Origin of the sequence: Labrys sp. KB_33_2 (assembly GCF_052114505.1) — a bacterium.
Classification (GTDB): Bacteria; Pseudomonadota; Alphaproteobacteria; order Rhizobiales; family Labraceae; genus Labrys.
The window spans coordinates 74,397-100,859 of record NZ_JBFREW010000009.1; the positions used below are offsets into that span (position 1 = coordinate 74,397).

At 62.4% G+C, this 26,463-nt stretch carries 19 protein-coding genes and 1 tRNA gene; 10 read left to right on the forward strand and 10 right to left on the reverse strand.

Features of this window, described 5'->3' with window-relative positions:
• Positions 1 to 10: 10 nt before the first annotated feature.
• Both carB and AB4037_RS17025 read right to left on the reverse strand, forming a co-directional pair.
• Positions 11 to 3,316: a carbamoyl-phosphate synthase large subunit gene (gene carB / locus AB4037_RS17020; RefSeq protein ID WP_441772308.1), complete on the reverse strand. Its 3,306-nt coding sequence runs from the start codon at positions 3,314 to 3,316 to the stop codon at positions 11 to 13.
• A 235-nt stretch (positions 3,317 to 3,551) separates the two neighbouring features.
• Positions 3,552 to 3,776, reverse strand: a complete 225-nt coding sequence (locus AB4037_RS17025; RefSeq protein WP_441772309.1) for a hypothetical protein — start codon at positions 3,774 to 3,776, stop codon at positions 3,552 to 3,554.
• A gap of 352 nt (positions 3,777 to 4,128) precedes the next feature.
• Between AB4037_RS17025 and AB4037_RS17030 the strand changes: the two genes are divergently transcribed.
• Entirely contained in the window at positions 4,129 to 4,386 is a 258-nt protein-coding gene (locus AB4037_RS17030) for a hypothetical protein (RefSeq protein ID WP_441772310.1), read from the forward strand.
• 97 nt (positions 4,387 to 4,483) lie between these two features.
• Here the strand turns inward: AB4037_RS17030 and AB4037_RS17035 are convergent, their stop codons facing one another.
• The 3 genes from AB4037_RS17035 to carA form a co-directional block, all read right to left on the reverse strand.
• Positions 4,484 to 5,353 (reverse strand): LysR substrate-binding domain-containing protein, encoded by an 870-nt coding sequence (locus AB4037_RS17035; RefSeq protein WP_441772311.1) that lies wholly within the window; start codon positions 5,351 to 5,353, stop codon positions 4,484 to 4,486.
• A gap of 439 nt (positions 5,354 to 5,792) precedes the next feature.
• Positions 5,793 to 6,857 carry an extensin family protein gene (locus AB4037_RS17040; protein ID WP_434957044.1) on the reverse strand — a complete coding sequence of 355 codons (1,065 nt, stop codon included), beginning with the start codon at positions 6,855 to 6,857 and terminating at the stop codon, positions 5,793 to 5,795.
• Between the two features lie 20 nt (positions 6,858 to 6,877).
• Positions 6,878 to 8,077, reverse strand: coding sequence for a glutamine-hydrolyzing carbamoyl-phosphate synthase small subunit (gene carA, locus AB4037_RS17045; RefSeq protein WP_441772312.1), 1,200 nt, complete (start codon positions 8,075 to 8,077; stop codon positions 6,878 to 6,880).
• Positions 8,078 to 8,322: 245 nt separating this feature from the next.
• Between carA and AB4037_RS17050 the strand changes: the two genes are divergently transcribed.
• Positions 8,323 to 8,784 (forward strand): GatB/YqeY domain-containing protein, encoded by a 462-nt coding sequence (locus AB4037_RS17050; protein WP_441772313.1) that lies wholly within the window; start codon positions 8,323 to 8,325, stop codon positions 8,782 to 8,784.
• A gap of 74 nt (positions 8,785 to 8,858) precedes the next feature.
• Positions 8,859 to 9,998, forward strand: a complete 1,140-nt coding sequence (locus AB4037_RS17055; protein WP_441772314.1) for an alpha/beta hydrolase — start codon at positions 8,859 to 8,861, stop codon at positions 9,996 to 9,998.
• A 3-nt stretch (positions 9,999 to 10,001) separates the two neighbouring features.
• Here the strand turns inward: AB4037_RS17055 and AB4037_RS17060 are convergent, their stop codons facing one another.
• Positions 10,002 to 10,928: an NAD-dependent epimerase/dehydratase family protein gene (locus tag AB4037_RS17060; RefSeq protein WP_441772315.1), complete on the reverse strand. Its 927-nt coding sequence runs from the start codon at positions 10,926 to 10,928 to the stop codon at positions 10,002 to 10,004.
• 56 nt (positions 10,929 to 10,984) lie between these two features.
• Here AB4037_RS17060 and AB4037_RS17065 point away from each other — a divergent pair, with 56 nt between their 5' ends.
• Both AB4037_RS17065 and AB4037_RS17070 read left to right on the forward strand, forming a co-directional pair.
• Positions 10,985 to 11,923 carry a LysR family transcriptional regulator gene (locus tag AB4037_RS17065; RefSeq protein WP_441772316.1) on the forward strand — a complete coding sequence of 313 codons (939 nt, stop codon included), beginning with the start codon at positions 10,985 to 10,987 and terminating at the stop codon, positions 11,921 to 11,923.
• A gap of 498 nt (positions 11,924 to 12,421) precedes the next feature.
• Entirely contained in the window at positions 12,422 to 13,699 is a 1,278-nt protein-coding gene (locus AB4037_RS17070; RefSeq protein ID WP_441772317.1) for a porin, read from the forward strand.
• A 79-nt stretch (positions 13,700 to 13,778) separates the two neighbouring features.
• On the opposite strand, the gene AB4037_RS17075 is transcribed toward AB4037_RS17070, so the two are convergent.
• Positions 13,779 to 13,931: a hypothetical protein gene (locus AB4037_RS17075; protein ID WP_441772318.1), complete on the reverse strand. Its 153-nt coding sequence runs from the start codon at positions 13,929 to 13,931 to the stop codon at positions 13,779 to 13,781.
• Between the two features lie 202 nt (positions 13,932 to 14,133).
• Between AB4037_RS17075 and dnaG the strand changes: the two genes are divergently transcribed.
• Entirely contained in the window at positions 14,134 to 16,041 is a 1,908-nt protein-coding gene (gene dnaG, locus AB4037_RS17080; protein WP_441772319.1) for a DNA primase, read from the forward strand.
• A 513-nt stretch (positions 16,042 to 16,554) separates the two neighbouring features.
• Positions 16,555 to 18,561, forward strand: coding sequence for an RNA polymerase sigma factor RpoD (rpoD, locus tag AB4037_RS17085; RefSeq protein ID WP_441772320.1), 2,007 nt, complete (start codon positions 16,555 to 16,557; stop codon positions 18,559 to 18,561).
• Positions 18,562 to 18,881: 320 nt separating this feature from the next.
• Here the strand turns inward: rpoD and AB4037_RS17090 are convergent, their stop codons facing one another.
• The 3 genes from AB4037_RS17090 to AB4037_RS17100 form a co-directional block, all read right to left on the reverse strand.
• Complete coding sequence (locus AB4037_RS17090) at positions 18,882 to 22,055, reverse strand: efflux RND transporter permease subunit (RefSeq protein ID WP_434957053.1); 3,174 nt, start codon at positions 22,053 to 22,055, stop codon at positions 18,882 to 18,884.
• Between the two features lie 11 nt (positions 22,056 to 22,066).
• Complete coding sequence (locus AB4037_RS17095) at positions 22,067 to 23,218, reverse strand: efflux RND transporter periplasmic adaptor subunit (protein ID WP_441772321.1); 1,152 nt, start codon at positions 23,216 to 23,218, stop codon at positions 22,067 to 22,069.
• Positions 23,219 to 23,581: 363 nt separating this feature from the next.
• Complete coding sequence (locus AB4037_RS17100) at positions 23,582 to 23,824, reverse strand: hypothetical protein (RefSeq protein ID WP_434957055.1); 243 nt, start codon at positions 23,822 to 23,824, stop codon at positions 23,582 to 23,584.
• Between the two features lie 196 nt (positions 23,825 to 24,020).
• Here AB4037_RS17100 and AB4037_RS17105 point away from each other — a divergent pair, with 196 nt between their 5' ends.
• The 3 genes from AB4037_RS17105 to AB4037_RS17115 all read left to right on the forward strand — a co-directional run bounded on the left by AB4037_RS17105 (position 24,021) and on the right by AB4037_RS17115 (position 26,335).
• Positions 24,021 to 24,320: an HlyU family transcriptional regulator gene (locus tag AB4037_RS17105; RefSeq protein ID WP_441772322.1), complete on the forward strand. Its 300-nt coding sequence runs from the start codon at positions 24,021 to 24,023 to the stop codon at positions 24,318 to 24,320.
• Between the two features lie 85 nt (positions 24,321 to 24,405).
• Positions 24,406 to 24,482 (forward strand) — tRNA-Arg (locus AB4037_RS17110).
• A 230-nt stretch (positions 24,483 to 24,712) separates the two neighbouring features.
• On the forward strand, positions 24,713 to 26,335 hold the full coding sequence (locus AB4037_RS17115) for an ABC-F family ATP-binding cassette domain-containing protein (RefSeq protein WP_434957057.1): 1,623 nt from the start codon (positions 24,713 to 24,715) through the stop codon (positions 26,333 to 26,335).
• Positions 26,336 to 26,463: the final 128 nt, after the last annotated feature.

A 26,463-nucleotide genomic window follows, 5' to 3' on the forward strand; every position in this document is an offset into this window, starting at 1 on the left:
GTGCCTCCTTTCAGAAATAGGATTGCAGCGGCCGCACTTCCAGATCCCCGCCCTTATGGGCTTTGATCCCTTGCGCAGCCGCCACCGCTCCGAAGAGAGTGGTGTAATATGGGACTTTATGCAAGAGGGCGGCACGTCGCAACGAACGCGAATCCGCCAGGGCCTGGGCCCCTTCCGTGGTGTTGAACACTAGCTGGATGCTGCCATTCTTGATGGCATCGACGATGTGCGGACGCCCTTCCAAGACCTTGTTGATACGCGTGGCGTTGACGCCATGGCCGGCAAGGAATTGCTGCGTGCCGTCGGTCGCGACGATCGAAAAGCCGAGCTCGGCGAGCAGCCGCATCGAATCGAGGATACGCGGCTTATCGCTCTCCTTCACCGACACGAACACCGTGCCGCCTGATGGCACGGTGACACCGGCTCCAAGCTGGCTCTTGGCGAAGGCGACGGCATAGTCGCGGTCGAGACCGATGACTTCGCCGGTCGAGCGCATTTCGGGGCCCAGCACCGTATCGACACCAGGGAAGCGCGCGAAGGGATGCACCACTTCCTTGACCGCGATATGGTCGAGCTTCTTGGCTTTCAGGTTGAAGGAAGCCAGGCTTTCGCCCGCCATGACCCGGGAGGCGATCTTGGCGATCGGCTCGCCGATCACCTTGGCCACGAAGGGCACCGTGCGCGAAGCGCGCGGATTGACCTCGAGCACATAGATCAGGCCGTCCTTGATGGCGTATTGCACATTCATCAGGCCTCCGACATCGAGGGCCAGGGCCATGGCCTTGGACTGGCGTTCGAGTTCGTCCAGGACCTCGGGACTCAGCGAGCGCGGCGGCAGCGAACAGGCCGAATCGCCGGAATGGATACCCGCCTCCTCGATATGCTCCATGATGCCGGCGACGAAGACATCCTTGCCATCGGCGAGCACGTCGACGTCAACCTCGACCGCGTCGGAAAGATAGCGATCGAACAGCAGCGGGTTCTTGCCCAGCAGCGTGTTGATCTGGCCCGTCTTGTCGTTGGGATAGCGCGTCTTGATCTCCGGCGGCACCATCTGCGGCAGGGTACCGAGGAGGTAATCGTCGAAGGCAATTTCGTCGCGGATAATCGCCATGGCGCGTCCGCCCAGTACATAGGAGGGACGCACCACCAGCGGCAGGCCGAGATCGGCGACGACCAGGCGCGCCTGCTCGACCGAATAGGCGATGCCGTTCTTGGGTTGGCGCAGGCCGAGCTTATCGAGCAGGCGCTTGAAGCGGTCGCGGTCCTCGGCAAGATCGATCGCGTCGGGCGTGGTGCCGAGGATAGGAATGCCCGCCTCCTCAAGCGCCGCCGCCAGCTTCAGCGGCGTCTGCCCGCCGAACTGCACGATCACGCCGTGCAGGGTTCCCTTGGACTTCTCGACGCGCAGGATCTCCAGCACGTCCTCGGCCGTCAACGGCTCGAAATAGAGACGGTCAGAGGTGTCGTAGTCGGTCGACACCGTCTCGGGATTGCAGTTGACCATGATGGTTTCATAGCCCGCATGCGAAAGCGCGAAGCAGGCGTGGCAGCAGCAATAGTCGAACTCGATGCCCTGGCCGATGCGGTTGGGACCGCCGCCGAGAATGACGATCTTCTTGGCGTCGGACGGATTGGCTTCGTCGGCCGGCGCGCCAGCGAAGGGCGGCGCATAGGTCGAGTACATATAGGCGGTGGGCGAGGCGAATTCGGCGGCGCAGGTATCGATGCGCTTGAAGACGGGATGCACGGCAAGTTCCGTGCGCAGGTTCTTGACCGTTCCTTCCGGAACACCGGCCAGTGCATCGAGGCGACGGTCGGCGAAGCCCATGGCCTTGAGGCTGCGCAGGGCACCCTGGGTCTGGGGCAGGCCGATCGCGCGCACCTTCTGCTCGGTCTCGACGATGCCGCGGATCTGGGCCAGGAACCAGGGATCGACTTTGCACACGCCGTGGATCTCGACGTCGGACAGGCCGAGGCGCATGGCCTGGGCGATGTTGAGCAGGCGATCGGGCGTCGGCTTACCGAGAGCGGCACGGATGGCGTTCTTGTCGTCACCCTGGCCAAGGCCGTCGATCTCGATCTCGTCGAGGCCGTTGAGGCCTGTTTCGAGCGAGCGCAGTGCCTTCTGCAAGCTCTCCTGGAAGGTGCGGCCAATGGCCATCGCCTCGCCGACCGACTTCATCGCGGTAGAAAGGATCGGCTCGGCGCCCGGAAATTTCTCGAAGGCGAAACGAGGGATCTTGGTGACGACATAGTCGATCGTCGGCTCGAAGGAGGCCGGCGTCGCCCCGCCGGTGATGTCGTTCTCGATCTCGTCCAGCGTATAGCCGACGGCGAGCTTGGCGGCGACCTTGGCGATCGGGAATCCGGTGGCCTTGGAAGCCAGCGCCGAAGAGCGCGAGACGCGCGGATTCATCTCGATGACGACGAGGCGTCCGGTAGCCGGGTCGACGGCAAACTGCACGTTGGAGCCGCCGGTCTCCACCCCGATCTCGCGCAGCACCGCGATCGAGGCGTTGCGCATGATCTGGTATTCCTTGTCCGTCAGCGTCAGCGCCGGTGCGACGGTGATGGAGTCGCCGGTATGCACGCCCATCGGATCGATGTTCTCGATCGAGCAGACGATGATGGCATTGTCCGCCTTGTCACGGACGACCTCCATCTCGAACTCCTTCCAGCCGAGCACGCTCTCCTCGACCAGGACCTGGCTGGTCGGCGAAGCATCGAGGCCGCGCTCGATGATGTCGATGAACTCGGCCTTGTTGTAGGCGATGCCGCCACCCGTGCCGCCCAGCGTGAAGGAGGGACGGATGATCGCCGGCAGGCCGACATGGTCGAGCGCCTCCAGCGCTTCGGTGAGGCTGTGGGCCAGGCTCGAGCGCGGCGTCTCCAGGCCGATCTTGGTCATGGCCTCGCGGAAGCGCTGGCGGTCCTCGGCCTTATCGATGGCGTCGGCATCGGCGCCGATCATCTCGACCCCGAATTTCTCCAGCACGCCCATCTCGGCAAGCTTCAGCGCGGTGTTAAGCGCGGTCTGGCCGCCCATGGTCGGCAGCAGCGCGTCCGGGCGCTCCTTCTCGATGATCTTGGCGACGATCTCGGGCGTGATCGGCTCGACATAAGTCGCATCCGCCAGATCCGGGTCGGTCATGATCGTGGCCGGGTTGGAATTGACCAGGATGACGCGATAGCCCTCCTCGCGCAGGGCCTTGACGGCTTGCGTGCCCGAATAGTCAAATTCGCAGGCTTGGCCGATGACGATCGGGCCAGCGCCGATGATCAGGATGGAGGAAATATCGCTACGTTTTGGCATCGCTCGTCCGATTTAGGAGGGCCGGCATGAAAAAGCCGCGGAGGGGACTCCACGGCCGGATATTCACGGTACCAGCCGATCTCAATCGGCCCGAACACGATTCGGGCCGATTGAGATCGGCTGCGGCGGATCGAGCGGTTCGACTAAACCATTTTGGCGTCTTGCGAAAGGGGCCGAATGCCGACCTGAGCGGAAAGTGACGATCGTAACAGAAATTGTGGGCTCGATGGGCGGCTCAAAGCGGCCTGCGCGTGGTGCATTTCGTCGTCTGGCCGCCGGGCATGCGCACGATATGGACATAGAGCTTGTCGCCCGAGCCGAAATCCATGACATAGGTGTCAATCACCTTGCCACCGCGTTGCAGGAGGCTCTGACAGCTGTCCTTGGTCTGGGCCTGAGCCGCGACCGGTGCGGTGATCAGTCCGGCTGCCAGGACGGCGCGAATCAAACGTAGGCCCATGTCATTCCCTCCTGGCGGTGAGATCCTGTTCGGGACCGATGAAACCTGCCCGGCCACGATAACGCAAGGGAAGCATGTGTCAGCCGCGAAAATGGCCTAATCGTGCCATCATGGTTGGCCATCTCCGCGAGATCTGCCCATTTGGCCGTGGAAAACGCCCATGATCAGCCTACGCCTCGCCATCCTCGCCAGTTGCCTCGTTCTGAGCGCCTGTCGTCTCACCGAGGCCCCCGTTTCAGGCTAGGCCGGGGCACTCGCAGGCTTCGGCGCAACGGGCCTGTTGCTCGACCAAGGCAAGCCCGTTCCGAATATCCGCATTCGCGCGACCTCCTCACACCTGCCAAGCCACAGCATGCTTACCACCACGGATACGCAAGGACGCTTCCGCCTCGATGCGAGCGGTATCGGCGGCAATCGTGACGTTCTGCGAATCGAGGCGAGCGGCGAGGATTATCATGCCGTCGGTGAGATCTCGCTCACCTCCCTGGCCTTCACCTGCGAGCTCGAAAGCAATGCTCTCTATGCTTCGGACAAGCAGGGGCGTTTCTGGAGCGGCAATGACATCGAATGGAAGCCCGGCCAGCCGATCAAGGCGTTGAGATGCCGATAAGCTGCTTCGGAGCGCGGACATCCTGTCCGCCCTTCCTTCCAATAAAACCCTGCGCTCGTGGAGATGAAGGGCGGACAGGATGTCCGCGCTCCGGCCCTCACCGCGCCTGCGACAGCACGAAACGCCGAAAGGCCGCCACCTTGGGCAGAGCCAGAGCGCCAGCTGGATAAGCGAGATAATACCCATAGCCGAGCGTGACTTGTCGGTCGAACAGCGCCACCAGGCGCCCCTGGCGGATCAGCCCCTCAACCACACTGCCGACGACCAGACCGACCCCCTGCCCGGCCAAGGCCAGCTCGATCAGCACGTTCTCGTCGTCGAATACCGGCCCGGCCTGTGCCAGAGCCGGATCGAGGCGTGCCACGGCAAGCCATTCGCGCCAGTCGCTGCGATCCTGATCGTGCAGAAGGCTGGCGCGGGAAAGGTCGGCGGGTTCGGACAGGCGCAGCCGCTCGGCATAATCAGGCGCCGCCACTGGCAGCGTCACCGATGGGCCGATCAATTCCGCCGTAAGGCCCGGCCATTTGCCGAGGCCGCCCCGAATGGCAAGGTCGATGCCTTCGGCCACGATATCCAGCGGCGTCTCGGTATGACGCACCGAAATCTCGATTTCGGGATGGAGCTCGGCAAAGCGTGGCAGGCGTGGTGCCAGCCAGCGGGCACCGAAAGAGGGCGTGGTGGTGATCGAGAGGAGGCTCTGCGCGCGCCTGATGCCGGCAACCGCCCGCTCGATCTCGCCAAAGGCAGCCACCGCTGCCGGCAGCAATTGCTGTCCGGCAGCGGTTAGCTGCAGGCTGCGCGTGGTGCGCTGGAACAATTTGACGCCGAGCTGCTCCTCCAGCACCCGGATCTGATGCGAAACCGCCGCCTGGGTAACGTTCAGCATCTGGGCTGCGCGGGTGAAACTCAACGCCTTTCCCGCCACGGCGAACACGCGCAAGGCCGATAGGGACGGCAGTGTTTCCATATGTTTCACTCACAAGAAAAACTTATGAAAGAGGCACGATATTCAAACTGAACTCGTTTGCCGATTACCCAATATTTCCTGAGAATGACTGCCATGTCACCAAGCTTTTGCAAGCGGTGAGGAGGTAACCTCTCATGATTGATTCTTATCTAACTGCCGGCCTGACCAGAGGCCTTAGCCTTGCCCTGTCACCGCAGGCCGCGCTGCAGGGCACCGAAGTGGCACAGATGGAGGAGCGACGAGCTTATCGAGAAGAAAATCAGCCGCACAGGCGGGCGAGAGCCACAATCACGACGCGCCTGGCCCGGTTCATGCGTCTGTTCCGAGCCAAACCGGAGCCGTCATCGCGGGAGATTGCGAAGACTGCCGGCTGCCGCGGCTGAGGGCCGGCCCGCCGGCAAGAGCGGGCTCGGCGCGCGGACCAGCAATGAGGCTGGTTTTACCGGCAGCTCTTCCAGCGGCCGAGATCCATATGGAAATGGTCTTCGTGGTAGCCATCCGAACCGGGGCCCAGCACGACCTGGAACACGCCACAGGTCACGCCATGCACCTGTTTCAGGAAGGCCGACTTGGCACCCCCGCCCTTGAAGTCATGACGGACGGTGATTTCCTTGCCGCTCGCGGTGATATAGCCGGAAATGTCGATGGCATTGCCCTTGGCATGCTCGGAGAGCTTGGCGCCGCGAATGTTGTTCATGCCCCGGCAGACATAGGAAGCAGCCACCTTGATGGCAACGACGTTCTCGCCGAGATACTGTTTGGCGGCAGCCTGCATGCCGGCCTCCCAGCGCACCAACCCGTTGACCATGGCGTAGTCGACGGTCGCGGCCGGCACCAGCGTGGTGCGGCTGCCCGGCCCCAACGCCATCAGGCGATAGGGCTGCCCCACGCTGCAAGCCCCCTTGACGATGGCGGCCTCGGGGACCGCACGCGCCAGATTGTTGATCGCAATGCCCGCGCCCGGCAAGGCACCCAGCATGGCGACCTTGGTTTCCGGCGGCGGTGCATTGAGGCCAGGATTGGTGGTCATGCGGTCATCGATGCCACCGGGCCGGCGCACGGGCAGCGGCACGAAGGCATGTGACAAGGTTCCGGGTGGCAAGCCACCGTCGGGCTTGGCATTCGATGCGGCGTTGGCTTGCGCCGGCGCCCCATCGGGCTCTGGCCCGGCCACGTCGATATCTGTATCGGGGCGCGCAGGCGGCAAGGGTGTATCGGCGGCATAGGCGGACACCACCGGAGAGTCATTGCCGCGGGGTCGCTCCGGTGGGGTGGGCACGCCGCCATGGACGATCAGGTCCGGCAGGCCTTCCAGCCCGGTCGAAGCCCGGATGGCCCGCATTTGATTGGGCTTGGGCTTGAGGGGCGGCAACGGCTTGGCGTTCGCCGCGGCGATGCTCTTCTGAAAGTAGTCCGGCAGGGGGACCAGCGGTCCATCTGCCGTTTGCGCCACCGCGGTGCCGCAGAAAACAGTCAGGAAGAGACAGGCGACGCTTGCTCGCATGCACACTGCTCCGTTTTCGATCAGGCGTTGTGTTGCGCAACTGCGGCAACACCATGGCGAGACGCCATGTTTTCGACAAACCGCTTAAAGAGGTAGTGACTATCCTGTGGGCCGGGCGAGGCCTCGGGATGATGCTGCACAGAGAAGACCAGCTTGCCGGTGACCGCGATACCACAATTGGAACCGTCGAACAGCGAGGCATGGGTTTCGACCACGCCAGCCGGCAGGCTGTCGCGATCCAGCGCGAAACCATGGTTCATCGAGACGATCTCGACCTTGCCGGTGGTGAAATCCTTGACCGGATGATTGGCGCCGTGATGGCCCTGCTTCATCTTGGCCGTACGGGCGCCAAGAGCGAGGCCGAGCATCTGGTGGCCGAGGCAGATGCCGAAGATCGGGATATCTTTTTCGAGCAGCGCCTTGATCGCCGGCACGGCATATTGGCCGGTCGCCGCAGGATCGCCGGGGCCGTTGGAGAGGAAAATGCCATCGGGTTCAAGCGCGATGATCTCCTCGGCCGGTGTGGTGGCGGGCACCACGGTGACGGCGCAGCCGGCCGCGGCCAGCAGGCGCAGGATGTTGCGCTTCACGCCGTAATCGATGGCGACCACCTTGTATTGCGGCGCCTCCTGCTTGCCAAAGCCCTGCGACCATTCCCAGGTGGTCTGGTCCCAGTCGAAGCGCTGCGCGGTCGTGACCGGGGGCACCAGATCGAGGCCGTCCATCGAAGGAAGGCCGGCGGCCTCGCGCTTCAGAGCCTCGACGTCGAAATTGCCGTTGGGATCGAAGGCGAGCACCGCATTGGGCATGCCGCCCTCGCGGATGCGTGCCGTCAGCGCCCTGGTATCGATGCCGGCAATCCCGGCGATGTTGCGAGCCTTGAGCCAGGCATCGAGATGGCGGCTGGCACGGTAATTGGCCGGCTCGGTGATCGGCGCATGTAGCACCACGCCCCTCACCCCGGAGGAAGAGGCCATGTTGACCGTCTCGATGTCCTCGTCATTGACACCGACATTGCCGATATGGGGGAAAGTGAAGGTGATGATCTGGCCGGCATAGGAAGGGTCGGTGAGGATTTCCTCATAGCCCGTCATCGCGGTGTTGAAGCACAGTTCGCCCGCCGCCTTCGTCACGGCGCCGAGCCCGATGCCTTCGATCACGGTGCCGTCTGCGAGGACCAGGAGCGCGGTCGCCTTGGGTTCCGCCCAGCCATTTTCCATGTCTCTGTCCTTCGCGCTCGCTTGTGTGACGGTCATTTTCATCTTAAGTGCCGGATGAATGGCGGCGGCACATTTGGCTCCGCCCGGCAGGCGCGGCGGAAAGTAGGGGGCGGACGGCTTGCCGTCAACCCTTGGTGACGCTCAAAATCGTAAGCAAATTCAATGATTTGAGACGGAGCTACCAAATATTTCGCTGCTGCGTGCCGCTCGGTGAACAATTTTGATTCCAGGAAAGGTAGGGCACCATGTCTCTGCGCGACGATTTCACCACCGCCGTCAAGGACGCCATGAAGGGCGGCGACAAGGCCCGCCTGTCGGTCGTGCGCATGATCCAGGCCGGGTTGAAGGACCGCGACATCGCCGCCCGCGGCGGCGAGCATGACGGCAAGATCCCGGAAAGCGAGATCCTGTCCATGCTGCAGAAGATGATCAAGCAGGCCCAGGAGACACTGGAGACCGCCGTCAAGGCAGGCCGCGGGGAAATGGCCGCAGCCAGCAAGGCCGAGATCGAAACCCTCTCCTCCTTCCTGCCCAGGCAGATGGACGTGGCCGAGACCAAGGCCGCCATCGCCGCCGTGGTGACCGAAATCGGAGCCGCCGGCGTCAAGGACATGGGCAAGGTCATGGCCGCGCTGAAGGAGCGTTTCGCCGGCAAGATGGATTTCGGCAAGACCAGCCCGCTGGTCAAGGAAGCGCTCGGCGGTTAAGGACGTCTAAATTCCAGGCTTTTCCGAGACCGACGCGCCCGCTAGATTGCCGGCCGTGCAACAATGAGGCCGGCATGGCGCCCTTCCCACGCTTCCTGGTTCGGTTTTCGGTGGTCCTGCTCGCCGTGGCCGGCTTGGCGTCCTGCGCCGACCGGCCCGGTGCGCTGATGCTGCATCCGGTCTCGGCATCGCCGGGTATCGGTACGCCGGTCAACATACTGGTCGCCACCACGCGTCAGCGCTCCGCCACTGACAAGAACGACTTCACCACCAAGCGCAATTTCGGCGTGAGTTATGAGGCCTATACGATTTCGGTGCCGCCCAACCATGTCGTCGGCAATATCGAATGGCCGAAGAAGCCTCCCGGCAATCCTGCCGTGAACTTCGTCGTTACCGGTTCGACGGCCCTGGACCAGGCGCATTTCGACGCAGCCGTGGCAAAGGACACCAAGGGCAGTGGCGAGGTCATCGTCTTCGTGCATGGCTACAACACCAACTACCAGGAAGCCGTCTATCGGGTTGCCCAGCTCGAGAAGGACAGCGGCTTTCCGGGAGCGGTCGTAGCCTTCGCCTGGCCCTCGCTCGGCACCTTGACCGGCTATGTCGCCGATCGCGAGAGCACCACCTATTCGCGCGACTATCTTGAAGCCACCCTCAACGGCCTCGCCCGCACGCCGGGTGTGCGACGCATCCACATCATCGCGCATTCCATGGGTAATTGGCTGGCGGTGGAGACCCTCCGCCAGTCCAAGATCCGTGGCAACTCGGCCTTCATTCCCAAGCTCGGCGAAGTCTTCCTGATGTCGCCGGACATCGACATCGACGTCTTCCGCACCCAACTCGACACCATCGGTAAGCTGAACCAGCCTATCACGGTCGGGATCTCACGCGACGACAGGGCACTCGGCTTCTCGCAGCGACTGGCAGGGGATGTGCCGCGCGTCGGCAATGTTCTGATCGACAACAAGGAGGCCCAGCAGGCCATCGCCCATTACGGCCTGCGGGTGATCGACATGTCGGATGCCCAGAGCCTGGATTCGATGAATCACAGCAAGTTCGTCGGCCTGCTGCCCTCCCTCAGCCAGATGGCCAAGAGCGACGCGGCGGCCGCCCGCGGCAATCCGATCTCGCGCACCGGTCTGTTCGTCGTCAATACGGCCGGCACGCTGCTGCAGACTCCTCTGCGTTTGGGTGAAGCCATCGTCGGGCAGTGATTCTCAGGATTTGAGAAAGCTGGCCGCAGTGGCCGAAATCCCCTGCTCGAGCGGCATCGGCCTGAAGCCGAAAGAACGCTCGAAACTGCCGCCATCGACCAGAAAGGGGCGGTCGTGCTGATAGGCCGTCTCGGTCCACTCCCGTAGAAAAGGCACGAACGCCCCCATCAACCTCTGCAGCCAGCCGGGGAGCGCCTGCAGGCGAGGTTTTACGCCGAGCGCCGTAGCGGCCATGCCGATGATCTCGCGCGGCGTGTGCGCCGGCGCACAGGGCATCATCCAGGCCCGGCCATAGGCCTCGTCCGAAGCATCGGCGAGCAGGATCGCGGCCGCAGCGACATCCGGTGCATAGGCAAAGGCATGCGGCTCATCGGCGGCGATGCCGAGTTGGGCGGCGCGGCCGGCGGCAAGACGGCCGATGGCCTCTTGGCCAAGCACCGAAAGCGTCACGCCGGGGCCGTAGAAATCCGTCACCCTCAAGGCTGTGGCCGTCACCGTGCCGGCAGCCTGCCATTGCTGGGTGATAGCGGCGCGCACTCTGCCCTTGCGACCGGGCGCATCGAGGGGCGTGTTCTCATCGAGTGGCCCGGGCTGGGGGCCGTGCATGTAAAGGTCGTCGACAAAAACCAGACGTGCCCCGTTCGCCTCGCAAGCCGCTAGCATATTGGCCATCAGGCGGGGCCAGTCCCTCTCCCAGACGGCCGCATCATAGGCGAGCCCGATGGTGCAGATCAGCACGTCGTGCCCGTGCAGCGCGGCCGTCAGGCTGGCCCGATCAAGAGCATCGCAGGCATCGAAATGCACGCCGGACGGCAGATTGGCTGGTTCCCGCCGCTGAGCGACCAGCGCCTCGCGGCCGGCCTCCGAAAGCTGCTGTGCGATGGCGCGGCCGATGGGGCCGTAACCCAGGATCATGATTTTGGCAGACATGGTGCGTTCTCCTTGATGAGGAGACGCTAGCAAGTGCCCTATCATAACTCCAATGCATGGTTTATATTTACTATATGCGCGACGTGCATTTGAAATCGATCGATCTCAACCTGCTGACGGCGCTCGGTGCCCTGCTCGCCCAGCGTAGCGTCAGCCGCGCGGCACGCGAGATCGGCCTCAGCCAGCCTGCTATGAGTCGGGCACTCGATCGTCTGCGCCATCTGTTCGGCGATGAACTGATGCTGCGCTCGGGAGCCGGCATGGTGCTGACGGCGCGCGCCGAGGCGCTGGTGCCGCAAGTGCAGGAGATCCTGGCCGATATCCGCGCCCTCGTTGCCGAACCGCTCTTCGATCCCTCGACCGAGCGCCGCACGCTACGGATCGCGGCCGTCGATTCGCTGACTACCCTGCTCTTTCCCGGCGTGATGGCCCGTCTGCTCGAAGAAGCGCCGCATGTCGATCTGCGCGCCATGCCGATCGGAACGGACATCGCCCGCCGTCTCCAGAGCGGTGATGTCGACCTGACCTTCGCTCTGGCCAACTACCCGCTCGCGGCCGGAACCCATAGCGAGATGCTGATGGACGATCGCCTCGCGCTGATCATGCGGCGCGATCATCCAGCCGCCCGGAACGGACCGCTCAGCCTCGGCGCCTATGCCGCCCTCACTCATGTCACCGTGTCCGTCTTCGGCGACGGCAGCACCGAGGCGGATGCAGTGCTGGCCGCGGCCGGGCTGGAAAGACGCATCGGCCTGACAACGCCGCATTTCACCTCGGCGCTGATGGCCGTAGCCCGCACCGACATGGTGACCATGCTGTCTCGTGCCTTCGCACGCCAGTTCGCTCCGGCCTTCGGGCTCATCCTCCTGGAGCCCCCGATTCGGCCGACGACCTTACCCGTCACCATGGTCTGGCACGCATCCCGCAAGCATGACCGCCTGCTTGCCTGGCTGCGGGACGTCTTCAGGCAGGTCGCCGCCGAAACCGTGGAGTGAACGCCTCCGCGGCACCGACCGTTTACGCCCCGCAATCAAATTCAACTTCTGAGCGTAATCACGTAAAAACGCAGATCACGCGCGAATATCCGTCTGCAATTGCGCCCTGATTTCGCGGTGAAGGCCGTTCCATTTCTAGAACAAATCGGTCGAAAACATGGGCAATTTTCCTTGCGATGCCTGAGCATTTACCCCGGATCGCAATAATAATCAGTTTATCTTCAGTGATATACAGTTTTAACAAAACATATCTTTAGTTTCATCAAACTGTCACAAAACATAATGTGGCTTTTTAGAGACACTATTCAGTTATTAAAACGTCATATCAGTTGTCTGTTGCAAACGTTGTTGTGAATCTCCTCGGGATTCCGCAAAGACACTTCGGCTCTCGTTTCACGAGCATCCGGCTCCAAACGCCCTTTTTGGGCGAAAGCCTGTGCCCGGCTCGAGACGAGCCAGCCCGAAGTACCCAACTCAATTTGCTCAGTGAGCCTTCAGATGACGATGAAATCTCTCCTCCTCGGCGCCGCGGCCGGTTTCGCCGCCCTTGCCACCGCCCAGGCCGCCGACCTCCCCATGACCAAGGGGGAAGCCGTCGAATATGTGAAGGTCTGCTCGGCCTTCGGCCCCGGCTTCTTCTACATCCCTGGCAGCGATACCTGCCTCAAGATCGGCGGCGAAATCCGCGCCGACTATCGCGTCTATAACCAGAGCGGCGACAGCCGCACTGCGAAGGATGGCTATAAGCAGAACCGTGACATTCACAGCAGCGGCTTCAATACCGAAGCTCGCCTCTCCTTCGACGCCCGCACCCAAACAGAGTACGGCCTGTTGCGCTCCTTCTTCCAGCTTAGGGCGCATAGTCGCAAGATCCCAGGAAGCTGGAAGACGGCAGACGACTCGACGAGCAATACCTTCGAAATCAAATATGCCTACATTCAGTTTGGCGGCTTGACGGCAGGTTTCGCCCACTCATTCTTCGGATTCTACGATCTAGACTTCGGAAATACGCTGTGGGGGCCTTACTACGCCCAGTCGAACGTCGTCAATCTGTTGGCTTATACGGCTGATTTCGGTGGCGGCTTCTCTGCTACTCTGTCAGTCGAGGATGGGCGCGACCATCGCCAGAACGCTCTCTTCAAGACTCAGCAGGGCGGACAGCAGATTCCCGACGTTGTCGGTCAGCTTCGTCTGAAGCAGGATTGGGGCTCCATTGCCGTGCAAGCGGCTGCGCATCAGTATCGCACGGCTGAAGCGATTGTCCCGCGCGACAACAAGTGGGGCTATGCGGTTGGTGGCAGCTTGCTGCTCAACATTCCCGCCCTCGACAAAGGCCACTTTGTAATCGAAGGTCAATATGCCGATGGCGCACTTGACTATCTCGGCATCGGTGCCAGCAAGCTGAAGGGCCAGGACTACTTCATCAATGCGAACAATAGCCTTGATGGTGGCAAAGGCTGGTCGGTGACCGCCGAACTCGGCGGCAACTTCGCGCCGCAATGGGGCTTCAACCTCGTCGGCGGCTACATCGATACGACCTATGATAGGTTCAGCGCTCTCGGCGGCGACCTCGGCGTGAAGGAATATTCGCTGACGGGCAACCTGACCTACACCATCGTCAAGGGCCTGACGATTACAGGTGAAGTGGCCTACACCCATCAGGACATCGACAACACCGTTTGGACCACCGGTACCGGCGCCAACGCCGTTTCCCGCGTCACAGATGCCAAGTCCGACTTCTGGACCGGCGGCGTGCGCATCAAGCGCACCTTCTGATCCGCCGCTGTGATCATCATATCAAGGAAGGCCCGGCTTGTGCCGGGTCTTTTTTATGCACTCCACTGCATGTTTGGGATCAAGGCCAAAGGAAATCCACGGGATGGCGGAAGCCGGGGCGATCCCGAATGAAGGAGATACCGCCGCCGACCAGCACCACGAGAAAGACTATGGCGCCCATGATCCCTGCGATGGCGCCGGTAAGCTCGACCAGTCCCATGATCTCGGCCAACGGTTCCTCCCTGCGCATGACGATCACAAGCAATCATCGAGAGCGGGCGTTTTCATGTCCGCATGTCGGCAAGCCGCCAATCTGCCTCCTAAGACGCGGACGGACGGTCCGCTCTGAGGACAGCGGGGAAAGATTCGACTCATCCCTTCCGTGCTAGAGTGACGCTCTTGCGCCTGCGGCCTGCGTCCTCACATAAGAGCCCATGAAATATCCGCCTTCCCTGCTCGACGAAATCCGCGCCCGGCTACCTGTGTCAGAGGTGGTGGGCAGGCGCGTCAAGCTCAAGAAACAGGGCCGGGAATGGCGCGGTCTTTCCCCTTTCAATGCCGAGAAGACGCCCTCCTTCTATGTCAATGACCAGAAGGGCTTCTATCACTGCTTCTCTTCGGGCAAGCATGGCGACATCTTCCGCTTCCTGAGCGAGGTCGAGGGGATCTCCTTCCCCGAAGCCGTGGAGCGTTGCGCCAACGATGCGGGCGTCGCCCTGCCCAAGATGACGGTGGAGGATGTCCGGCGCGAGGAGCAGCGTGCCTCGCTGCACGAGGTGATGGAACTCGCCGCCGCCTTCTTCCAGTCGCGCCTGCAGGCGCGCGAAGGTGCGGCGGCACGCGGCTATCTCGCCGATCGCGGCCTGACGCCGGCGATCCAGGCCGAGTTCGGTATCGGCTATTCGGCGAATGAGAAATTCGCCCTGCGCGACCATCTCGCCGGCAAGGGTGTCGACCGCGACGCCATGATCGAAGCGGGCCTGCTCATCCATGGCGAGGACATCCAGGTCCCCTATGATCGCTTCCGCGACCGCATCATGTTCCCCATCCATGATGCGCGCGGCAAGGTGATCGCTTTCGGCGGCCGCGCCATGGACAAGGAAGCGTCCGCCAAATATCTCAACTCGCCCGAAACCTCGCTCTTCCACAAGGGCGCCTGCCTCTACAACCATCACCGCGCCCGCAAGGCTGCCCATGAGAAGGGTGGCGTCATCGCGGTGGAGGGCTATGTCGACGTCATCATGATGAGCGTGGCGGGGTTCGGTCACACGGTCGCGCCGCTCGGCACGGCTTTGACTGAGGATCAGCTCAACCTGCTCTGGCGCATGAGCGAGGAACCGGTGCTGTGCTTCGACGGTGACAAGGCCGGGCGGCGCGCCGCCTATCGCGCCGTCGACGTCGCCCTACCGCAGATCGCGCCCGGCAAGACGCTGAAATTCGCGCTTCTGCCAAGCGGCCAGGATCCGGACGAACTGGTGCGCAGTTCCGGTGCGACCGCCGTGTCGGAAGTCCTGCAGGGCGCCCTGCCGCTGTCCGACATCCTCTGGGAACGGGAAACGCAAAGCGGTGACTTCTCCACGCCGGAGCGGCGGGCCGCGCTCGAACGCAAGCTGATGGATACGCTGGCGCCGATCCGCGACGAGACCGTGCGCAAGCATTATCGCGCGGAAATGGACAACCGCCTGCGCAGTTTCTTTGCCCCCGCCCGGGCCGCCCAGTCCGGCTTCGCCGGTGGCCAGCAACGGGCCTGGCGCCAGGGCGGCGGCCGGCGCGAAACGGCCCAGACTGCCCATGTGGTGACACCCGCCGTTCGGGAAAGCGCACATATGCGCGGCGGTCATGGCACCATACCAACCCGTGAGGCCTTGATATTGGCGGCTCTGGTGGCACATCCGCATTTGCTCGACGCCCATTGCGAGTTGCTGGCCGGGCTCGAATTCGACAATGTCGAAGCTGGCCGGTTGCGCAAGGCGTTGATTGACTGCGTGGCGCACGGCTTGCGCGAATCAGTTGAGATCGAAGCCGAACTCAAGACACTTGGATTCGAGCGTTTGCTGGTGCATACCGCCGCTCTGACCGTTCCGGGGCATTTTTGGGTGCGACGGGACGCCGCATTTCCTGACGTTCGGGACGGTTTCCTGCACACAGTGGCCTTGCATCATAAGAATCGCGCGCTACATAAGGAGCTTAAGCACGCTGAGGCGGCGTTGGATCGGGACTTCACTGAAGAGAATTGGGCTCGGCTCACTGATATCAAGGCACAAATCGCCGCGATGGAAGGAACCGAGGCAGTGATCGAAGGGTTTGGAGCTTCCTCCGGGCGGACTTCGCGGGCTGTGTAGGAACCATCAGGGTTAACGGCGGATTAGCCTTTACCCGGGTAGTGATAGCACCAGTTCCTGGAACTGGAATTTCGATTCTACCAGTCGCCGCAAGGCGTTGCGAGGTTGAACGGAAGGTCTTCCCAGGGCTCTGGAGCAAGGCTGTGACAAGTCGGGTGGCTCCGGATACCGGATGCTGCCCTTTTTGGTGTTGGCAAACGGGGTGCCTGTGGCGGGAACCCCTCGCCAGGTCAGGGTTTGGGACTGGAGTTCAGGCTCGAGACCAGGATCCTGCGCCAAGGCCTTGAAGTTGTTTGGAATTATTCGGAGGCGCCTTCCGGCGAATCTGAAGATTTCCATATCGGGTGTCGCACAGGGTGTGCGGATGCGCCAGTGCTTACGGGCCGAAATCTGTGGCCCGGGGGAATTGGTAGTGGCCAGGCTGGTCCTGGTGGAACGTTGTGCGGGATTTCCGAGCTCTACCCGGCGGGGCGAGCTGCGAAATCCTGCTTGAGCGAGTGAGGGAAAGCAACGATGGCGAAAAAGGAAGCTGACAAGGAAGAAACGCCGGACACCGAAGCGCCGAGCCAGGACAGCCCCTTGCTCGACCTCTCGGATGCCGCGGTTCGCGCCTTGATCAAGCGCGCCAAGAAGCGTGGCTACGTCACGCATGAAGAGATCAACAACGTCCTGCCTTCCGATCAGGTCGACGGCGACCAGATCGAGGACGTGCTCGCCATGTTCTCCGAGATGGGGATCAATGTCGTCGAGAACGAAGAGAACGAGGAGCCCGAGGAGGCTGCTCAGGGCGAGGAGGAGGAAGCCGAAGGTGGCGACCTCGTCGAAGCCACCACCTCTTCGCGCGCGATCGCTTCCACCACCACGGCCAAGGAGCCGACGGATCGCACCGACGATCCCGTGCGCATGTATCTGCGCGAGATGGGAACGGTGGAGCTGCTGTCGCGCGAGGGCGAAATCGCCATCGCCAAGCGCATCGAGGCCGGCCGCGAGGCGATGATCGCGGGGCTTTGCGAAAGCCCCCTCACCTTCCAGGCCATCATCATCTGGCGCGACGAGCTCAATGACGGCAAGATTCTCTTGCGCGACATCATCGACCTCGAAGCGACCTATGCCGGCCCCGACGGCAAGAATCCGCCGGCAGTGGCGGGCGAAGGCGAGGCTGAGGCCGGCGAGGCCGAGCAGCAGCAGCAGATGGACGACGACGCCTTGCCGCCGATGGACAGCGACATGGACGAAGACGACATGGAGAACAACGTGTCGCTCTCGGCCATGGAAGCCGAGCTCAAGCCCAAGGTACTCGAGACCTTCGATCGCATCGCCGACGACTACAAGAAGCTGCGTCGCCTGCAGGACGTGAATGTTGAGAGCCGGTTGCAGAACCGCTCGCTCTCGCCGTCGCAGGACCGCAAGTACAAGAAGCTGAAGGAAGAGATCGTCGTCAACGTAAAGAGCCTCTCGCTCAACCAGGCCCGTATCGATGCCCTGGTCGAGCAGCTCTACGACATCAACAAGCGCCTGATCAGCTATGAAGGCCGCCTGATGCGCCTGGCCGAGAGCTATCGCGTCGATCGGACGGACTTCCTCAAGACCTATCAGGGCTCGGAGCTTGATCCCAAGTGGATCCTGCGCGTCTCCAAGCTCGGTTCGAAGGGCTGGCGGGAGTTCGTGGCCCACGAGCTCGAGACCATCAAGACGATGCGCGAGGATATCCATAACCTCGCCACCGAGACCGGCCTCGAGATCACCGAGTTCCGCAAGATTGTGCATATGGTGCAGAAGGGCGAGCGCGAAGCCCGCCAGGCGAAAAAGGAAATGGTGGAGGCCAATCTGCGCCTCGTCATCTCCATCGCCAAGAAATACACCAATCGCGGCCTGCAGTTCCTCGATCTGATCCAGGAAGGCAATATCGGCTTGATGAAGGCGGTCGACAAGTTCGAGTACCGTCGCGGTTACAAGTTCTCGACCTATGCCACCTGGTGGATCCGGCAGGCGATCACCCGCTCGATCGCCGACCAGGCCCGCACCATCCGCATCCCCGTGCACATGATCGAGACGATCAACAAGATCGTGCGCACGAGCCGGCAGATGCTGCACGAGATCGGCCGCGAACCGACGCCGGAGGAACTGGCTGAGAAGCTCGCCATGCCGCTCGAAAAGGTGCGCAAGGTGCTCAAGATCGCCAAAGAGCCGATCTCGCTGGAAACTCCGATCGGCGACGAGGAGGATTCACATCTCGGCGATTTCATCGAGGACAAGAACGCCATCCTGCCGATCGACGCGGCCATCCAGTCCAACCTGCGCGAAACGACGACGCGCGTGCTGGCTTCGCTGACCGCCCGTGAGGAACGCGTGCTGCGCATGCGCTTCGGCATCGGCATGAACACCGACCACACGCTGGAAGAAGTCGGCCAGCAGTTCTCGGTGACGCGCGAACGTATCCGCCAGATCGAAGCCAAGGCTCTGCGCAAGCTCAAGCATCCGAGCCGCTCGCGCAAGCTCAGGAGCTTCCTCGACAACTGATCCCTCCCGGGATCACCGGCATCTCAGCGACAATCTTCGGTGAAGATTGTCACCATTGCTGGTTCCTCAGACGAAAAAAGGGCTTCTCCGGCATCGGAGAAGCCCTTTTTGTTGCGCAGAACAATCTGCGTGGCACCCGGCTGGGACCGCGGACGTCTCGTCCGCTTCTTCCCATCCTCCAGCATGGCGTTTCCAAGAGCGGACGGGACGTCGGCGGTCCCAGCCCCTGCGTTTCCTGCAAGGATGTGGGGACCAATGAAAAGGGCTTCTCCAACACGATGGAGAAGCCCTTTGTAGTTGGGTGAAGCGACCGTTCGCTCCTACTCGGCTGCTGGCGCCGCCTCTGCCGGCTTGACTTCCTTGCGCTTCTTGCCCGGGGCAAGCATGCGCAGTGCGACATAGAACACCGGCGTCAGGAACAGGCCGAAGAAGGTCACCCCCAGCATGCCGAAGAACACGGCGGTGCCCAGCGCCTGGCGCATTTCGGCGCCGGGACCGGTGGCGATCAGGAGCGGTACCACACCCAGGATGAAGGCGAAGGCCGTCATCAGGATCGGGCGCAGGCGCAGGCGGCAAGCCTCCACCACCGCTTCGATCGGCGTCTTGCCTTCCCGTGCCTCGGCCTCCCGTGCGAACTCCACGATCAGGATGGCGTTCTTGGCCGCAAGACCGACCAGCACGATCAGGCCGATCTGGGTGAGGATGTTGTTGTCCATGCCACGCGCCATCACCCCGAGCAGGGCGGAGAGCACCGCCATCGGCACGATCAGGATGATGGCGAGCGGCAGCGACCAGCTCTCATACTGGGCGGCCAGCACCAGGAAGACGAAGAGCACCGACAGGGCGAAGATGAAGATCGCGGTGTTGCCCGTCGCACGTTCCTGGAAGGCCAGTTCCGTCCACTGGAAACTGGTTCCCTGCGGCAAGGTCGCCTTTGCCAGAGCCTCCATCTCGTCCAGGGCCTGGGCGGTGGAGACGCCTGGGCCGGCATTGCCCTGCAGCGGCACGGACGGATACATGTTGTAGCGCTGGATCAGCTGTGGGCCTGAGACCTCCTTCACTTCCACCAGCGTACCGAGCGGTACCAGGGCTCCGGAGGCCGAGCGTACGCGCAGGCCGCCGATCTGTTCAGGATCGTTGCGGAAGCGCTGATCGGCCTGGGCCTGCACCTGGTAGACGCGCCCGAACGCATTGAAATCATTGACATAAGCTGTGCCGAGATTCTGCTGCAGCGTGTCGAAGATGTTGGTAATCGGGACGTTCAGGATCTCGGCCTTCTGCCTGTCGATGTTGAGGAAGAGTTGCGGCGAGTTGGCCGAGAAAGTGGTGAACACGCCGGAAAGCTTCGGGTTCTGGCGTGCCTTGCCCATCATCTCGTAGGTCGAAGCGAGGATACGCTGGATATCCGAGCCGAGCCTCTCCTGCACCTGCAGCTTGAAACCACCGGCATTGCCGATGCCGCGCACCGGGGGCGGCGGGATGGCGATGATGAAGGCTTCCTCGATCACCTGCATGCGGCCGAACAGATCCTTGATGATCTTGTCCGCGGTCAATCCTTCCTTCAGGCGTTCCTCGAAAGGCTTGAACGGCACGAAGATCGCGGCCGAATTGGTGGCGTTGGTGAAGGTCGCACCGGAAAAGCCGGCAAAGGCCACGGCATCCTGCGCACCGGGCGTTGCCCGCGCGATTTCGGAGACCCGCCGGGTGACGGCATCGGTGCGCGAAAGCGCGGCACCGTCCGGCAGCTGCACCACCACGATGGCATAGCCCTGGTCGAGCGTTGGAATGAAGCCCTGTGGCACCTTCTGCACTGCCCAGACCGTACCGGCCAGCAATCCTGCATAGAGCGGCAGCATGATGATCTTGCGCCGGACCACGCGATTGACGCTGGAGGCGTAACCGTTGGACAGACCATCGAAGCTCCGGTTGAAACCGCCGGCCAGGCTCTTTCCGAGCCGTGTCAGCGGATTGCGCGGCGGTTCATGGCTGTGCGGCTTGAGCAGGATGGCCGCGAGCGCCGGCGACAATGTGAGCGAGACAAAGGCGGAAATGAAGGTCGAGACCGCGATCGTCAGTGCGAACTGCCGGTAAAACTGGCCTGATATGCCGGGAATGAAGGCGGTGGGAATGAACACCGCGCCGAGCACCAGGGCGATGGCGATCACCGCCGTGCCGACCTCGTCCATGGTCTCATGCGCCGCATCGCGTGGGGACATGCCCAGACTGATATTGCGCTCGACATTCTCCACCACGACGATGGCGTCATCGACCACGATACCGATCGCCAGCACCATGCCGAACAAGGTCAGCGTGTTGAGCGAGAAGCCGAAGATGGCCATGATCGCGCAGGTGCCGATCAGCGAGATCGGGATGGCGATCACCGGGATGAGCGCCGTGCGCCAGCTTTGCAGGAAGATGATGATCACCACCACCACCAGCACCACGGCCTCGCCGAGGGTGTGATAGACGGCGTTGACCGACTCCGCGATGAACTGGGTGGGATTGTAGACGATGGAATAGGCGACGCCCGGCGGGAAGGACTGCTTGAGCTCCTCCATCTTCTTGATGATCTCGTCGGCGGCCTCCAGCGCGTTGGTATTCGGGCGTTGGAAGATCGCCAGCGCCACCGCCGGCTTGCCATTGAGGTAGGAATTGGTGACGTAATCCTGGGCGCCGAGTTCCACGCGCGCCACGTCCTGGACCCGGATGAGTTGCCCGTCCGGGGTCGAGCGCACGATCACGCGCCGGAACTGGGCGACATCCTGGAAGCGCCCCTGGGTGTTGATGGTGACCTGGAAGGCGCCGCCCGAACTTGTCGGCTCCTGGCCGATGGCGCCGCTGGAAACCTGGACGTTCTGGGCCTGGATCGCCGTCACCACGTCGGACGAGGTCAGGCCGTAGCTGGCGAGTTTGTCCGGATCGAGCCAGACGCGCAGGCTGTATTGGCGCTCGCCGAAGATGGTGAGGTCGCCGACGCCGTCGAGACGAAGCAGGTCGTCACGCACGTTGTTGCGGGCGTAGTTGGAGACATAGAGCTGATCGTAGCGGTCATCCGGCGAAAACATATGGATGACCATCATCAGATCGGGCGAGGATTTCAGCGTGGTGACACCGAGGCGCCTGACATCATCCGGCAGGCGCGGCGTAGCGATCGCGACGCGATTCTGCACCAGCACCTGCGCAGTATCGAGGTCGGTACCGAGCTTGAAGGTGATGGTTAGCGACATCGAGCCGTCATTGGAGGCGTAGGAGGACATGTAGAGCATGTTCTCGACGCCGTTGATCTGCTGCTCCAAAGGCGTGGCCACCGTAGCGGCGACGGTCTGGGCATTGGCGCCCGGATAACTGGCGCGCACCACGATGGTGGGCGGCGCGATCTCGGGATATTGCGCCACCGGCAGGCCCAGAAAGGCGATGGTGCCGACGAGCGTGATCACGACCGCCAAGACCGATGCAAAGATCGGCCGGTCGACGAAGAAATGGGAAAATCGCATGGACCGCTCTCTCAGTTCGCGGCCGCGACAGCGGTGGCCGGCAAGGTCGTCAGCTTGGGATCGACCTTGATGCCGGGCCGCACCCGCATCAGTCCGTTGACAACGATGGTCTCGTCACCCTTGAGCCCCTCGCGGATGACGCGATAGCCGTCCACGCGCGAGCCGACGCGGACCGGCTTCAGCGAAATGGCGTTGTCGGCGCCGACGACATAGACGACGCGCCGATCCTGGTCCGAACCGAGTGCGTCCTCCGGCACCAGTACGCCCTTGTATTTGTCGGAACCGAGGATGCGGATGCGGCCGAACAGGCCGGGCACCAGGGCCAGATCCTTGTTCTCGAACACAGCGCGGGCCCGCATGGTGCCGCTGGCGGCATCCAGACGGTTGTCGGTGAAGTCCATATGGCCCTTGTGGATGGGCTCGCGCTCATTGGAAGTGGCGACCAGGACCTCGTTGAGATCGCCATCGCTCGAAATGCGCAGCGACCCGGTCGAGAGCTTCTGATAGGCAAGATAGGAGCGCTCATCGACGTCGAAATAGAAGTTGATCGGGTCCATCGACACCACATTGGTGAGGACCGTCTCATTGGCATTGACGAGGTTGCCGAGCGAGACCAGGCGCCGAGACATCCGGCCGGGGATCGGAGCCCTGATCTCGGTGAACTGCAGGTCGAGCTTGGCGCGGTTCAAGGTCGCCTGGGTCCGGTTGAGATCAGCCTTTGCGGTGGCGAGGGTCTGCGTGCGTTCGTCATAGATCTGGCCGGTGATGTTGCCCGACTTGCGCAGGTTCTCGGCGCGGCCGACGTCACCGGCGGCGAAATCCACCCGCGCCTTGGCTGCCTCGACACTGGCCTGTGCCTCTTCGAGCGCGGCCTGATAAGGACGCTGGTCGATGGTGAAGAGCAGATCCCCCGCCTTGACGATGGCACCGTCGATGAAATGGATCTTGTCGACGTAACCCGAGACACGGGCGCGGATGTCCACCCTGTCGACCGCCTCGAAGCGGCCGATGAAATCGTCATATTCGACGACGTCCTTCACGATGGGCTTGGCCACCGCGACGGGCGGCGGCGGCGCGTTCTGGGCGAGCACCGCGGTGGAGAACCCCAAAGCCAGCAGGGTGCCGATCACGGCATCGCGGCCACGCAAATTTTCTAGTATCATTCTACCTTCACGCATAGCTGCCTCTTCGCGGACCCTGGTGAAAAATCAATAATTTAACGAGAGTCGGCATCAGGCATGCCGAAGCCCCCGTGCGCCGGGCTCGTCGGCAATTCCGATGCCGGCTCCCTTGTCCGGCAAACTGAAAATGAAATCCCCCCGCGGCTCCCGCCGTCTTGTGGGGTCCCTTGATTTTGGTCTTCCTGCGGCAATTTCAAGGCCACCGGCTGAAGACCGATGCGGAAAAAAACGAGAGCGCCTGCTTTAGCGAGGCGCTCGCGGTTCCGGAATCGGAACCAATTGAGAGCATTCTTGCGGTTGCATCGTTCTTGCCGAAAACCGCAATCCACTTTTCGGCACGATACTCTAGCGGCGCCAGCCGCGATGCCGATGGCCGCGATACTCCCATGCGTGGCCATTCTTGCCATCGGGCGCATCCTGGATCGCCTCGTCACAGGCGCCGAAGAAGCGATACCACGGCAGGATGCATTCGATCCTGGCATTGTCGGCGTAGCGCTCACCCTGTTGGCGCGAGGCTGCCTGTCCCGTACCTGTTCCAGCATAGAACCCACCCATCACGATCATGCCGGCGAGAATGAGCTTGTTCATGTCTGTATCCCAGGAATCGCCGCCGCATCTCGTCGCGGCTGGCGAATTCTAGTGGAGCGCGCAGGCAGGAGCAAATCGCCCGCAGCTTCTGCGCGAAAGCCCGTCCTCCCACAACCGGGCGGAACATGCGCCCATTGGCGACAAGCGTCAATGCAGCTATCGTGCGGGCCTCGATCAATCATATTGGGACTTTGCCGTGGCCTCCTTCCTTAAATCCCTCTCCTCCCTGTTCGGAGGCAAACGCGAATCGGATGGTGACCCCGCCCTCAAGGGTGATGGCGAGGAATATAACGGCTTTACCGTGCGCCCTGCCCCCTACAAGGAAGGCGGCCAGTATCAGACCTGCGGCTTTGTGGAAAAAGAGATCGGCGGCGAACTCAAGAGCCATAAGTTCATTCGGGCCAATCGTTTCGCCAGTTTGGACGATGCCGTGCAGTTTTCCCTGACCAAAGGCAAGCAGTTGATCGACGAGCAGGGCGAGGGTTTATTTCGATAATATGAAAAAAAGCGAGAAGGGGGCTTGCATACCCCGCTAGGCTTGGTTATCAGACCGGCCATGGAAGCGCCGGTCGCTTCCCAGTGCGCCCGTAGCTCAGCTGGATAGAGCATCAGACTACGAATCTGAGGGTCAGAGGTTCGAATCCTTTCGGGCGCGCCATTCTTTCTATTTTTCATCACATTGTCAGTTGCTTGTGGGCAGGATTTCATATCCTGCCTCATGGTGATCGACTGATTGTGAACCTGCCGTCCAGTTTGGATGACAGGTGTCCGCCGTTCCCATGATCCGGATTCGTCATTTTCCACGGCACGTCCGGCCTGCTGGGACCTTTCTCCCGTTTCCGGCATCGCGTAAGAGCGTGCTTCCCTCCGCATTGACCGCATCGCTCCATGATCCGCCTCGAAAATATCTCCAAGCAGAACGGCCACCAGATTCTGTTCATCGAAGCCTCCGCCACCCTGCAGAAGGGGGAGAAGGTGGGGCTTGTCGGCCCGAACGGGGCCGGCAAGACCACGCTGTTTCGCATGATCGCCAGCGAGGAAGAACCCGATGAAGGCCGTGTCTCCGTCGATCGCGGCGTCACCATCGGTTATTTCAACCAGGATGTCGGCGAGATGGCCGGCCGTAGCGCCGTCGCCGAGGTGATGAATGGTGCCGGCCCCGTCAGCGAGGTGGCGGCCGAGTTGAAGGAACTCGAAACCGCGATGGCCGACCCGGACCGGGCCGACGACATGGATGCCATCATCGAGCGTTATGGCGAGGTACAGGGGCGATTCGAGGAACTGGGCGGCTACGCGCTCGAAGGCCGCGCCCGCGAGGTTCTGGCCGGGCTGAGCTTCAGCGAAACCATGATGGACGGCGATGTCGGCGCCCTTTCCGGCGGCTGGAAAATGCGGGTCGCCCTCGCCCGCATCCTGCTGATGCGTCCCGACGCCATGCTGCTGGACGAGCCGAGCAACCATCTCGACATCGAGAGCCTGATCTGGCTGGAGGGGTTCCTCAAGGGCTATGAGGGCGCCCTGCTGATGACCTCGCATGACCGCGAATTCATGAACCGCATCGTCTCCAAAGTGGTGGAGATCGATGGCGGCACGCTGACCACCTATTCGGGCGACTACGAGTTTTACGAGCAGCAGCGCGCCCTGAACGAAAAGCAGCACCAGGCGCAGTTCGAGCGCCAGCAGGCGATGCTCGCCAAGGAGATCAAGTTCATCGAGCGCTTCAAGGCGCGCGCTTCCCACGCGGCGCAGGTACAGAGCCGGGTGAAGAAGCTGGAGAAGATCGACAAGATCGAGCCGCCGCGCCGGCGCCAGAGCATTGCCTTCGAGTTCCAGCCTGCACCGCGCTCGGGCGACGACGTCGTCAGCCTGAAGGAGGTGCACAAGGCCTATGGCGATCGCATCATCTATGAAGGCCTTACCTTCCAGGTCCGGCGCAAGGAGCGCTGGTGCGTGATGGGCATCAACGGCGCCGGTAAATCCACCTTGCTCAAGCTCGTTGCTGGCACCGCCGAACCCGACAGGGGCGCGGTCGTGCAGGGCGGCAGCGTCAAGATGGGCTATTTCGCCCAGCATGCCATGGACCTGCTCGACGGCGATTACAGCATCTTCGAGACGCTCGAGGATGCCTTTCCCCAGGCAGGCCAGGGCTCGCTACGCACCCTGGCTGGCTGTTTCGGCTTTTCGGGCGACGATATCGAGAAGAAATGCCGCTTCCTGTCGGGCGGCGAGAAGGCCCGGCTGGTGATGGCCAAGATGCTCTACGATCCGCCGAACTTCCTGGTGCTGGACGAGCCCACCAACCATCTCGACCTGGCGACCAAGGAGATGCTCATCGCGGCCCTGTCGCAATATGAGGGCTCGATGCTGTTCGTTTCGCATGACCGGCGCTTCCTCGCCTCTCTCTCCAATCGTGTGCTGGAGCTGACGCCGGACGGCGTCCACCAATATGGCGGCGGCTACACCGAATATGTCGCCCGCACCGGGCATGAGGCGCCCGGTCTGCACAGCTGAGGCGCGGCGCACCTCTGGGACGGCTCGGCTGACGCCTGACCCAGCCAAAGGCTGCGAAGGCAGCGTCAGGCTGATAGGGTGACCGAAGAAGCCCGAGGATCGGAACGTGCCGGTCCCATCGCCCTGAG